The sequence below is a fragment of the Streptomyces sp. NPDC053673 genome (genome assembly GCF_055585225.1).
In genome coordinates, this window is record NZ_JBVJKN010000003.1 from 238,020 (window position 1) to 250,517 (window position 12,498).

General features: G+C 70.5%; 9 protein-coding genes and 1 pseudogene. 8 read left to right on the top strand and 2 right to left on the bottom strand.

Going from position 1 to position 12,498, the window contains the following annotated elements:
* Positions 1-90: 90 nt before the first annotated feature.
* A complete protein-coding gene (locus tag ACZ6ZQ_RS06815; protein ID WP_469767493.1) occupies positions 91-444 on the bottom strand; it encodes an MmcQ/YjbR family DNA-binding protein in 354 nt (117 codons plus the stop codon).
* Between the two features lie 104 nt (positions 445-548).
* Here ACZ6ZQ_RS06815 and ACZ6ZQ_RS06820 point away from each other — a divergent pair, with 104 nt between their 5' ends.
* The 6 genes from ACZ6ZQ_RS06820 to ACZ6ZQ_RS06845 all read left to right on the top strand — a co-directional run bounded on the left by ACZ6ZQ_RS06820 (position 549) and on the right by ACZ6ZQ_RS06845 (position 9,705).
* Entirely contained in the window at positions 549-2,684 is a 2,136-nt protein-coding gene (locus ACZ6ZQ_RS06820; RefSeq protein ID WP_469767494.1) for a DUF4139 domain-containing protein, read from the top strand.
* 5 nt (positions 2,685-2,689) lie between these two features.
* Positions 2,690-4,252: a mucoidy inhibitor MuiA family protein gene (locus ACZ6ZQ_RS06825; protein WP_469767495.1), complete on the top strand. Its 1,563-nt coding sequence runs from the start codon at positions 2,690-2,692 to the stop codon at positions 4,250-4,252.
* 300 nt (positions 4,253-4,552) lie between these two features.
* Positions 4,553-6,742 (top strand): catalase/peroxidase HPI, encoded by a 2,190-nt coding sequence (gene katG / locus ACZ6ZQ_RS06830; protein ID WP_469767496.1) that lies wholly within the window; start codon positions 4,553-4,555, stop codon positions 6,740-6,742.
* 489 nt (positions 6,743-7,231) lie between these two features.
* Positions 7,232-8,389: a globin domain-containing protein gene (locus ACZ6ZQ_RS06835; protein WP_469767497.1), complete on the top strand. Its 1,158-nt coding sequence runs from the start codon at positions 7,232-7,234 to the stop codon at positions 8,387-8,389.
* Positions 8,390-8,423: 34 nt separating this feature from the next.
* Entirely contained in the window at positions 8,424-9,014 is a 591-nt protein-coding gene (locus ACZ6ZQ_RS06840) for a pyridoxamine 5'-phosphate oxidase family protein (protein ID WP_469767498.1), read from the top strand.
* Between the two features lie 94 nt (positions 9,015-9,108).
* Complete coding sequence (locus ACZ6ZQ_RS06845; protein ID WP_469767499.1) at positions 9,109-9,705, top strand: TetR/AcrR family transcriptional regulator; 597 nt, start codon at positions 9,109-9,111, stop codon at positions 9,703-9,705.
* 16 nt (positions 9,706-9,721) lie between these two features.
* On the opposite strand, the gene ACZ6ZQ_RS06850 is transcribed toward ACZ6ZQ_RS06845, so the two are convergent.
* Positions 9,722-10,546, bottom strand: coding sequence for an SDR family NAD(P)-dependent oxidoreductase (locus ACZ6ZQ_RS06850; RefSeq protein ID WP_469767500.1), 825 nt, complete (start codon positions 10,544-10,546; stop codon positions 9,722-9,724).
* A gap of 185 nt (positions 10,547-10,731) precedes the next feature.
* Between ACZ6ZQ_RS06850 and ACZ6ZQ_RS06855 the strand changes: the two are divergent.
* Together ACZ6ZQ_RS06855 and ACZ6ZQ_RS06860 are read left to right on the top strand one after the other, a co-directional pair.
* Positions 10,732-11,488 (top strand): annotated as a pseudogene (locus ACZ6ZQ_RS06855) (protein kinase domain-containing protein); the annotation flags it as partial.
* Between the two features lie 90 nt (positions 11,489-11,578).
* Positions 11,579-12,454, top strand: coding sequence for a hypothetical protein (locus tag ACZ6ZQ_RS06860; RefSeq protein ID WP_469767662.1), 876 nt, complete (start codon positions 11,579-11,581; stop codon positions 12,452-12,454).
* Positions 12,455-12,498: the final 44 nt, after the last annotated feature.

The following is a 12,498-nucleotide window of genomic DNA, read 5'->3' on the forward strand; positions in this document are numbered from 1 at the left end:
GCGCGGTCGGCCCTCTCCCCGTTGTCACGAAATCCGGTGCCTGCGATCCTCGCGCCCCGCTCCGAGGCATGAGCCGGGACGCAAAGGGCGCTATGCCGGGGGCATGAGGTCGGCGTGGGCCTTGAGCAGCCCGGGCGGAGCCGCCTGGCGCCAGGAGTCGACGACGATTGCACGCAGTTCGTCCGCGTCGTCGAGGGCGGCCAGGCGCACCCGGACCCAGGCGAAGGACGCCTCGTGGTCCGCGACCCAGAACTTCTCGGGCTCGGCGAGGACCAGTTCGTCGCGCTCCTCCTTCGGGCATCGGACGGCCATCGACGTCTCGTCGTCGGGCAGGGTCAGGAACATCTTCCCGGCGACCCGGAAGGTGGGCATGGCCCACGCCTCCTTCTCGGTCGTCTCGGGCAAGGTGAGGGCGAACTCACGGACTTCGTCGGAGGTGCTCATCCCCCGACCGTACGACGGGCCGCTGACATCGGGCGTCGACGCGGATGCGCGGACCGCTCGGGCGTAGGCTTCGCTCAGCACGGACGCAGCGGGGGCGGGAGCACATGACGGCTGAGACGGCACAGAGGTGGGGGGCGACCCTCGATGCGGTCGTGGTGTACGCGCAGGGCGCGCTCTGCCGCCGCCTGGCCCGTGGCAGCGTGCCGCCGGACGGCCGGGTGAGGGTCACGGGACTGCCCCGCTCGCTGGACCCCGGCTCACTGCGGGCCCGCGTCCTCGGCACCCCCGAGGTGCGCGTCACCGAGGCCCGGGTCGAGGTCGAGGCCGAGCCCCTCGGCTCCGGCACGCCCGACGACTTGCGACGCGAGGTGGAACGGCTGCGGGACGAGTACGCGGCGGCGCAGGGACGCCGGGACCGGCAGCTGAGCCTGGTCGAGGAGGTCAGCGCCCTGCACCCGGTCCCGCCTGCCCGCAGGCGCGATGACCCGCACCGCCGCACCCCGGTCGACGCGTGGCTGAAGCTCTCCGACTTCGTCGACGAGCGGCTGACAGGACTGCATACGCGCCTCGCCGAGCTGGAGGAGGCCCTGCGCCGCGCCGAGCACGAGCTCACCGTCGCCGCGGACAGGCTCGCCCGCGCCTCCACCGACGCACCGTCAGCGCACGTGGAGACCACGGTCTGCGCGGTCCTGACCCTCGACGGCACCAGTGACGCGGAAGTGGAGCTGGAGCTGGAGTACGGGGTGCCGGGCGCCGTCTGGGTGCCGGCCTACCGTCTCACCCAGCGTCAGGGCGACGGCACTGGCCGTCTGGTGCTGCGCGCTTCGGTCGCCCAGCGCACCGGCGAGGACTGGACCGGCGTGCGCATCGCCTTGGCCACCGCCGACCTGCGGCGCCGCACCGACCTGCCGAGGCTCCGCTCGATCCGGATCGGACGCCGTCAGCCCGCCCCCACCCCTTCCGGCTGGCGCGAGCCTCCGGCGGGGCTCGCCGACCTGTTCGCCGGGTACGACTCGGCAGGACCTCGCCCCGCCACGCCCGCGGCACCCGCGGTTGTCGGCGCCGGCTCCGCGCCTGTGGCTGCCGCGGGCGGTTCCGCGGCCGGCCCCGTTCCGCCACTGCCGCCACCCTCGCCGCAGGCCTGCGGCGGGCCGCCCGCTCCGCTCCCGGTGCCCGGCGGCGCACCCGGCGCCTCCCCTGAGGTCTTCGGCGACGGGACGCCCGACCTTGCGCGGCGGGCCCGGTCGCGACCTGGCGGCAGGCCGGGTACCGGTGGCAGGTCTTTCGCGGTCCCCGCCGCCATGGCACCTGCGGCTCCTGGCGGCGCTGCTCCGCCACCGCTTCCGGCACCCGCGGCTCCTGGCAGTGCTGCTCCGCCACTGCTTCCGGCACCTGCAGCCGGTCCGCCGCAGCCGAGCGGCGCCGAACTCGACTACGCCGCCCTCGTCCTGTGCGGCCCCGACGAGCAGGGCGGTCGCAGAGGCCGGCTGTTTCCCCATTCTCCCTTCGACCCGGTGGCGGCCGAGTACCGCCGCCGCGCCGAAGCGGTGGCCGCGCTGCCGCTCCCCGGTCACGCCGTGCGGCCCCGCGAGTCGGCGGGCTCCTTCGACCACCGCTTCGATGCCGCCGCGCGGGCCGACATTCCGTCGGACGGCACCTGGCACACCATCACCGTCGGCGAGATCCCGGTCGGCCTGCGCACCGAGTACGTGTGTGTGCCGTCCGTGGAGCAGACCGTGTACGCGACGTTGGTGCTCTCGAACGCCACCGACCAGGCTCTGCTGGCCGGCCCGGTGGAGGTCGCCGTCGGCGACGACTTCCTGCTGACCGCCGCACTGCCCACGCTCGCCCCCGGCGGTGCCCGCCGGGTGGGGCTCGGGCCGGCCGAGGGCATCCGGGTCACCCGCCGTACGAACCTCCACGAGTCGACCGCGGGCCTGCGCAACAACATCACCGTGCTGGACCACCGCGTCCACGTGGAGCTGGCCAACCAGCTCGCGAGGCCCGTCACGGTCGAGGTGCACGAGCGGGTTCCGGTCACCTCCGAACCCGAGGTCCGGATCGAGGAACGAGCCGACTGGACGGCGCCCCAGGACGACGCGGGGCCCGAACACCATGCCCCGGGCACCCGCGTCTGGCGGGTGGACCTGCCCGCCGGCGGCACCGCCGCCCTCGACGGCGGCTACGAGATCCGCATCCCGGCCGGCAAGACCCTGGTCGACGGCAACCGCAGGAGCTGACACCCATGTCCACGGCCCCGAAGCCGATCGCCCTTCCCGTCACCGCCGTCACCTGCCTGGAGGATCGCGCCCACATCGAGCGCGCCGTCGTGCTCGACCTGGAAGCCGGGGTGCAGCGGCTGCGTCTCGGGCCGGTCAGTGCGCTGGCCGTCGACCGTACCCTTCATGCCGAGCTGGCCGCCGATCACCCCGCGACCGTGCTCGATGTGCGGATCGTCCGCAGCTGGACGCCGCGCGGGCCGCTGCCGTCGGCCGACGACGACTCGGCCCTGCGCCACCGCGTGCACACCCTCGAAGAGGAGCGGCTCGTCCTGGGGCAGCAACGCGATCGGCTGCATGCCCGCCTTGATCTGCTCGGCCGTCTCGCCGCCGATCTGCTGCGGGAGATCGGCGAAGGAGCCGGCTCCGGGGAGGCCGAAGGGCCCCGCTGGGCCCGCGAACTGGACCGGGTGGACGAGGAGCGCGACTCGTACGGCGAGCAACTCCGCGCGACCGAGGCCCGGCTGGCCGCCCTCGCTGTCGAACTCGGGGAGGTCCGGCAAGCCATGGATCTCTCCGAGGGGGAGCCCCCTGAGTTGGTCGGCCATATCGAGCTGACGGTGGAGGCTGCTGTCGCCGGGCCGGTCGGGCTGCGTCTGAGCCACCTCACCCCGTGTGCGCTGTGGCGGCCCGCCTACCGGGCCGTGCTCGACGGGGAATCCCTGACGCTGGAGACCGACGCGATGGTCTGGCAGCGCACCGGCGAGGACTGGTCGGACGTACGGCTGACGTTGTCGACGGCACGGTCGGCGCTGGCCACCGATCCCCCGCGGCTGGCCGAGGATCGGCTGACGCTCAAGGACCGCTCCGCTGCGGAACGCCGCACGGTCGACGTGGAGCTGCGCGAGGAGGAGATCGGGGACCTCGGCCCGGCCACCGTGCTGGGCCTGCCAGGGGTGGACGACGGCGGCGAGGCGCGGGTGCTGAGCTCCCCCGCGCCGGTCTCCGTGCCCGGAGACGGCCGCGCTCACCGGGTGCCGCTCTCCGTCTTCACCGCGGCCGCGAGCAGCGAGTACGCCTGCTCACCCGAGCTGTCCCCGCTGGTCACCCAGGTGGTGCGGTTCGACAACCTGTCCGGCCATGCGCTGCTCGCCGGGCCGGTGGACCTGGTCCGCGGCAGCGGATTCACCGGCCGCGGCACGCTGGACTTCAGCGCGCCCGGCGCTCCCGTCGAGCTCGCCTTCGGCAGCTGCGACGACTATCGCGTTGTCCGGTACGCCGAGGAGTCCCGCGACTCCGCCGGAATCACCCAGCGGACCGTGGTCACCCGCACGGTCCGGCTGCACCTGTCCCGGTTCTCTGCTCCCGGAGAGCACGGCGAACGGGTGGTCGTCCTCCGGGAGCGGATACCGGTCTCCGAGGTCGCGGCGGTGAGAACACGCCTGTGCAAGGAAGCCTGCTCCCCGGCGCCCGACGTGGTCGACGCCGAAGGCATCGCCGGCTGGGACCTCACCCTCCCACCCGGCGGCCGCCGCACGGTCACCCTGGTCTACGAGCTGTCGGCGAACGCCAAAGTCGCCGGGCTCTGAGCTCGGAAGGGAGGCGCTGGAACGGGCCGTGCGCCGCTTCGCGTCGGTGCTCCCGGAGCTACGTCGGTCACACCCCAGTCGGCTCGACAACGGGGTGCTGCCATGAGCTCACATGGTTCAGAGGCCGGGGAGTCGTCAACCTTTGAGCCGGCGCCGGGCCCCGATCGACTTTGGGCTTGTGAATTCTTGTTGCCAAGGGTGCCCTGCGTGTTCTCGTAGCGGTGCGGACTGCGGTGCGCGACCATACGGACGCCGACACAGGCACAATCACCATCGGCGTCGACAGGAAGAAGGACGGACGTGTCCGGCAGCGAAAGCGAGAACCCAGCAATCCCCTCCCCGGCCCCCACGCCGACTCGCCCCAAAACGAACCGGGACTGGTGGCCGAATCAGCTGGACCTTCAGGTTCTCCACCAGCACTCGCCTCAGTCCAATCCGATGGGTGAGGACTTCGACTACGCAGAAGAGTTCACGACCCTCGACCTCGACGCGCTGAAGCGGGACGTCTTCGAGGTGATGACGACGTCGCAGGACTGGTGGCCTGCCGACTACGGCCACTACGGGCCGCTTTTCATCCGGATGAGCTGGCATGCCGCGGGAACGTACCGTATCGCCGACGGCCGGGGCGGTGGCGGCTCCGGCGCTCAGCGCTTCGCCCCCCTCAACAGCTGGCCGGACAACGCGAGCCTCGACAAGGCGCGCCGTTTGCTCTGGCCGGTCAAGCAGAAGTACGGCCGGAAAATCTCCTGGGCCGACCTTCTGGTATTCGCCGGCAACTGTGCCATGGAATCGATGGGGTTCAAGACGTTCGGGTTCGGCTTCGGGCGAGAGGACATCTGGGAACCCGAGGAAATCTTCTGGGGGCCCGAGGACACATGGCTCGGAGATGAACGCTACAGCGGCGACAGGAATCTCGCAGGTCCTTTCGGTGCCGTGCAGATGGGACTGATCTACGTCAATCCGGAGGGACCCAACGGCAATCCGGATCCGATGGCTGCCGCCAGGGACATTCGCGAGACGTTCGGGCGTATGGCGATGAATGACGAGGAGACCGTTGCGCTCATCGTCGGCGGCCACACGTTCGGCAAGTGTCACGGTGCGGTCGATGCCGAGTACATCGGCCCGGAACCCGAGGCCAGCCCCATCGAGCAGCAGGGCCTCGGCTGGAGGAACACGTACGGCAGCGGCAAAGGCGCGCACGCGCTCACCAGTGGGCTTGAGGGCGCATGGACCACCGAGCCGACGAAGTGGGACAACGGGTACCTGGACAACCTGTTCAGGTACGACTGGGAGCTGACGACGAGCCCCGCCGGTGCGAAGCAGTGGACTCCCAAGGATCCCTCGGCCAGGGGCACCGTGCCTGATGCTCACGATCCGTCGAAGCGGCACGCTCCCATGATGCTGACGACGGACCTGTCGCTGAAGCTGGACCCGGTCTACGGGCCGATCGCGAAGAGCTTCCACGAGAACCCGGACAAGCTCGCGGTGGCGTTCGCCAAGGCGTGGTACAAGCTGCTGCACCGCGACATGGGACCCCTCTCGCGCTACCTCGGCCCGTGGATTCCCGAGCCGCAGCTGTGGCAGGACCCCGTCCCCAAGGTCGATCACGAACTCGTCACCGACGAGGACATCGCCGCCCTCAAGAGCAGCATCCTCGCCTCGGGACTGTCCGTCTCCCAGCTGGCCACCACCGCTTGGGCGGCGGCGGCGAGCTTCCGCGGCACCGACAAGCGCGGCGGGGCCAACGGGGCACGGATTCGGCTCGCGCCGCAAAGGGACTGGGAGGTCAACGACCTGCCCGAGGTGGCTGAGGCGCTGCAGACCCTTGAGCGGATCCAGCAGGACTTCAACCGCTCACAGGCCGGCGAAACGTTGGTTTCACTCGCCGACCTGATCGTCCTGGGCGGGTGCGCGGCCGTCGAGCAAGCCGCGAAGAACGCCGGGCACGACATCACAGTCCCGTTCGCACCGGGGCGCACGGACGCCTCGCAGGAGCAGACGGACGTGGAGTCCTTCGCCGTACTCGAACCCAGGGCGGATGCGTTCCGCAACTACATCCGGGCGGGAGAGAAGCTGTCGCCGGAGACTCTCCTCCTGGACCGCGCCAACCTGTTGACGCTGACCGCTCCCGAGATGACGGTTCTGATCGGCGGCATGCGGGCCCTGAACACCGGCTTCGGGCGATCCTCGCACGGCGTGTTCACCCACCGGCCGGAGACATTGACCAACGACTTCTTCGTCAACCTGCTCGACATGGGCACGGAGTGGAAGGCGTCGCCTTCGGACGAGAACCTGTTCGAAGGCCGGGACGGTGCCACGGGCGAGGTCAAGTGGACCGCCACCGCCGTCGACCTCATCTTCGGTTCGCACTCCCAGCTCCGGGCCGTCTCGGAGGTGTACGCGTCCGAGGACGCGGGAGAGAAGTTCACACGCGACTTCGTGGCAGCGTGGGACAAGGTGATGAACCTCGATCGGTTCGACCTCCGCTGAGCCCGATGTCCCGGTCGGCCGTTCATCGGCCGACCGGGACCTTCGGCATCCGTGCACATTGGCGCTCCAGCACCAGCACTGCAGTCGGCCGTGAAGCGCCGCTCAACGGATATACCGGCCGATCCGAGTGGAATGGGGCCCTGCCGGTCGTACCCCTTAGCTACTTCTGAGTCACCCGTGCGGTCATGTAGCGTCCGGAACCGTTCGATCCGCTTAAGCGCTGCCGCCCCGATGAGGACTCATGCTCGCCGATGCCGACGCCCCGATCGCCGCTCCCCTGAGACGAAGGTCCCGTGAAGTCCCCGCCCGCAGCGCGCCGCGGGGACGCGGCCCCATGGGCGATGCCGCCCCGCGGTCCGCCGTCGGGAAGCAACCCCGAATAACGGACGGGGGAGCGCTGGCCCCTTGAGGTTCCGGATCAGTCGCTCGAACAGCACATCCGCGCCCTCGTCTCCGGAGCGCTCGGCGCCCACCCCGGCGGTACGCACCGTGGAGCCTGAGGTCGTCGAGCCACCTCTGTCGGCCCACGAGCAAGACCTCATACGCGCCTCCGTCTCGGTGGTCGAGCCGTTCGCCGCAGAGATGACGGTCTACTTCTACGCAGTACTCTTCGCCCGCCACCCCGAGGTCCGCCCCATGTTCCCGGCGGGAATGGACGCCCAGCGCGGCCGCCTGCTGCGCGCGCTGCTGCGCATCGTGGAGCTGGTCGACGACCCCGAGGGCCTGGTGCGCTTCTGCGGGCACCTCGGACGCGATCACCGCAAGTTCGGCACGCTCAGTGCGCACTTCCCGGCCGTGGGCGAGTGTCTCCTCGCCTCCTTGGCCCGCTACGCCGGTCCCGCGTGGACCGCGGACATCGCCGCCGCCTGGACCAAAGCGTATGGCGTGGTCGCCGACGTCATGATCAGTGCCGCCGAGCAGGACGAGGCGGTTCGGCCCGCCGTGTGGCCCGCCACGGTCGTACACCGTGTCTCGCGGGGACACGGCATTGCCGAAATCACCGTGCGCCCCCACATGCCCTACGAGTACGCCGCCGGACAGTACGTCAGCGTCGAGACCCCCTGGTGGCCGAAGCGGTGGCGCTACTACTCCCCCGCCAACGCGCCCCGTGAGGACGGCACCCTCACCTTTCACGTGCGCGCGGTGGCCGGCGGCTCCGTCAGCAGCGCGCTGGTGCAACGAGCCGCGGTGGGCGACGTGCTCCAGCTGGGGCCCCCGCTGGGAGACATGGTTCTGGACGTCGCCGCCCACAGCGACCTGCTATGCGTGGCCGGCGGCACCGGACTCGCCCCGATCCGCGCGCTCGTCGAAGAGGTCGCCCGTCGCGGCGAGCGCCACCAGGTCGACCTGTTCCTCGGCGCCCGGACCGGCGCCGAGCTGTACGGGGTCGACGACATGCTCCGCATGGCCCAGCGGCACCACTGGCTGACCATCAGGGGTGCGGTCTCCCAGGAGCACATCCCCGGGATCAGGGGGTCCCTGCCGGAGGTTCTGGCCGAGTACGGACCGTGGTACCAGCACGACGTCTATCTCAGCGGCCCGGCTCCGATGGTCGTCGCCGCCACTGAGACACTCACGCTGGGCGGCACCTCGCCCGACCGGATCCATCACGACCCGTTCGAGACGCCCGTCCTGTCCTTTCCCTGAGCCAGCGCCGGCCCGTCCTGCCAGGAGAACGCCCGTGACCTTTTCCCCGCCGCCCTTCGGATCAGCAGGTGAACACCGGCTGCAGCAGCAACTGGGCACGGCCGACCGCGCCGCCCGGTTCTACGACCAACAGGTACGCCCCAGCCTCACACCCGAAATGCGGGACTTCATCGGCCGCCAGGCAATGGTCTTCCTGGCCACCGCCGACTCCCATGGAGAATGCGATGCCAGCTTCCGCGCCGGGCCGCCGGGATTTGTCCACGTGATCGACGACCACACGCTCGCGTACCCCGAGTTCCGCGGGAACGGCGTGCTCGCCAGCGCCGGAAACATGACGGAGAACCCCCACCTCGGCATGCTTTTCGTGGACTTCACGCACCACCACGTGGGACTTCATGTCAACGGCACAGCCCGGCTCTGCACCGACGCGGGCCTACGTTCCCTGCATCCCGGCCTGCCCACCGCCGTCGCGCCTGGGCGCAGCCCTGAGATGTGGGTCCATATGAGCATCGAAGAGGCCTACATCCACTGCTCCAAGTACATACCCCACCTGGAACCGGCTCCCCGTTCCGCCAACCATGACGCCGCACGCCCCAAGGACGCGAACTATTTCACCGGGCCCTGACACGGCGCGCCGGCAGTAGTGGTGCGTTCTTCTAGTAATTCCTTCTATTTCTGTTGCATTAGGCTGTCTGCCATGACGTCAACGAGATCGAGCCATGTCTCCTAAGCAGCAGCGCGGCGAGGCAACCGTCGACCGTCTCTTGACTGCCGCCCTCCAGGTGTACGCCTCATCGGGCCAGCAGGGGTTCACGGTGAACGCTGTCACCGAGGCCAGCGGCGTCAGCCTCGGCAGCCTCTACCACCATTTCGGCAGCTTCGACGGTCTCGCTGCGGGCCTTTACACCCGGTGCATGGAGGAGCTTTTCGACGAGTTGACCAGTGCCGTGACCCGCACCCGCACCGCCCGCACCGGTGTGGCCGCACTCGTCAGGGCCTATCTGCGCTTCACCGAGGAGCGGCCCGACGCCGCGCTCTTCATCCATGCCTCCGCGTACTCCGGCTATCTCGCGGCGCACGCCGACCGGATCCGCGCCGCCAAGGCCGTCATGCTGGGGGGCATCGTGGACTGGATGCGGCCGCGGATCGAAGCCGGCGAGATCCTGCCCACCCCCGAACCCCTGATCGAGGCCCTGGTGATCGGACCGGTTGCCGAGACCGCGCGTCGCTGGCTGTCCAGCACGTACGACATCGACCTCGCCCAAGCCGCGCGGATCCTTCCCGACCGGATCTGGCGGTCCCTACGACCGGACTGACCGTCCTGGCCACGGCTCAGGCGACACCACGCACCCTTGTCAGCGTCTCGGCCTGTTCCCAGACCCGCTGGGCCAGGGTCCGGTCCGCCGCGAGGGGGTCGAGGGGGACCTGCCGGTCGGCGTCGAAGTAGCGACCGGAGGCGTCTCCGGGTTCGAGGGCGAGCCGGACCACCGGGGCGGCACCTTGCTCAGGGGTGGCCCAGGACCGCTTCATCGCCTTCAGAAGAACGCCCACCACTCCCCCGGGGTCTCCGAGGCCGGTCCTGACCACGCCCGGGTGTATCGCGTCGATACTCACGCCCGTTCCCCGCCAACGACCGGCGAACAGCGGGACCATGAGGAGGTTGGCGAGTTTGGTGGTGCAGTACGTACGCATCCGGTGGAAGTCGGCGCCCACGGGTGTCCGGTCCGGATCGACTTGCCCCTTGACGTACAGACCGGCACTGACTTGGACGACCCTGGTCCGGCTCTCCAGGAATCGCCTCTCCAGGAGGTGGTTGAGCAGAAAAGGCGCCAGATGATTCACGGCGAATGCCTGCTCGAACCCGTCCGGCGTGCGCACCAACCGGGTGGGCCACACGCCGGCGTTGTGCACCAGCACGTCGATCTGCTCATACCGCCGCAGTAGCTCGCCGGCCACAGACCGCATACCGGAGAGCGCGGACAGATCGCCGGTCACCAGGTCGACGGAGCCGCCCAGTGCCGCGGCCGCCCGCTCCCCTCGTTCCCGATCCCGGGTGACGAGCACAACCCGGCAGTCCCGTCGCAGGAGTTCGGCGGCCACCGCGTAGCCGATGCCCCGGTTGCCGCCCGTCACCACCGTCGTGAAGTTGTCCTCCATGCCGGGCACTGTAGAGCACAACTAGAAGATCTTTCTAGAAAAGTACTTCAATGACGTCGTCCAGTCGCGCACACTGGACCGGGAACGTGCAGCTTCGCTGCTGCCAGCAAACTGTTGTGTTCCGGACCGAGTTCGCGTGACCGCACAGGGGCACGAACCATGACCGTGGGGGAGATCGGAGCGGCATGAGCAGGGACCACGGCGACGAGCGGGACGGCGGCACCGGGGGCATCCAGCCGCTGTCGCCCGGCGACCCGCCCCGGGTCGGCCCCTACCCGCTGCTCGGCCGGCTCGGCTCCGGGGGCATGGGCCGGGTCTATCTGGCCCGTTCCGAGGGCGGTCGCACGGTGGCCGTGAAGGTGGTGCACGAGGAGCACGTCTCGAACCGGGAGTTCCGGGCGCGCTTCCGCCGGGAGATCGCGGCGGCTCGGCGCGTCGGTGAGCACTTCACCGCGCCCGTGCTCGACGCGGACCCGGACGCCGAGCGCCCCTGGGTGGCCACCGGTTATGTGCCGGGGCCGTCGTTGGACCAGGTCCTCAGAGAGTACGGCCCGTTGCCCACCGCCTCCGTGCATGCGCTCGCCGACGGGCTGTTGCGGGCGCTCCAGGGCATCCACGGCGCCGGGATCGTGCACCGCGATCTGAAACCGTCCAATGTGCTGCTCACCGTCGAGGGCCCACGGGTGATCGACTTCGGTATCGCACGCGCCGCTACGCGCCCTGATCAGCCGCTGTCTGACCAAGGCAGCTGTTGAACGCCCGGGTGTGGAAACGCTGTTGGCGGACCCTGCGCGGCCGAGATCTCCGGAGCCGGCGAGCGGGACCTGGCTGCCCCCGGGGCTCGTGACCCGTATTGCGCAGCAGTCGGCGAGGCTTCTCGACGCGGAGGCGCCATCCACTGCGGAGCAGGTGCCGAGTCCGGCGCCCGAACCGGCGACTCCCGCGACTCCGGCGACAGCCGACAGCGCCACAGTTGATTTACGACCGAAGCCGGCGGCCTCCGAGGAGCCCGAGGCGCCGGCGCCGGAACGGGTGGCACCCGAGCCCGCACCGGAGCCGGAGCAGAAGCCGGCACCGGCGTCCAAGGCTCCCCCTTCCACCCCGGCCGGAGCCACAACGGCCCCCGGGCCCACCCACATCCGCCACCGCAGAACCTGGGGCATCGGGGTTGTCGCCATCGCCGTAGTGGTCACCGGCACCACCGTGCCCCTTCTCGACCGCGACGGCGGCAGGCAAGGGGCTGCCCCCGGCGACCACCGTACCGTCGCGCCCCGGCCCACCGACGCCGCCCCGCACACCATGCCGTCACGGTCCAAGGACCCCGACGACAAAGGACAGCACCAGGGTGAGGACGAAGCCACGCGCAACGGCGAGGACGAACGCGAGGGCGGGGGTGGCTCGTCCTCGCGTTCGTCCTCGTCCGGCACCGGTACCGGCACCGACACCGGCTCCTCCGGCGGCGCCTCAGCCTCCGACGGCGGTGGCTCGCAAGGCGGCGTCACCACGCCCGCTCCCGGCAGTGGCAGCGGCGGCAACCCGGACCCCGGCTCCGGAACGTCCGACAACCGGGTTCCGGCGCAGTTCGCCGGCACCTGGTCCCTCACATCCCCGTACGCCCCGCAACCGCAGAAGGTGACCATCCACCGGGCCGTCCCCGGCCGACACGCGGTCACCCTCGTCACCGACGCGGGCGGAGCACACTGCGAGCAGGTGGCCGACCTGGTCTCCGTGACGGACGGGGGCGCGCGCATCGACGTCGGCACTGCCGAAGTGGACGAGGCGCGCTCCAGCCCCTCCGTCTGCGCGGACTCCGCCCCCTCCTACTTCATCCTCGACGACCCGACCGGCATCCGCCACAACGTCGGACCCGCCCACGGCGACGGATACCACTATGAACGCGCCAACTGACCCGGCCAGGACGACCAGAGCCTGACGAAGACCGGGGCCTGACA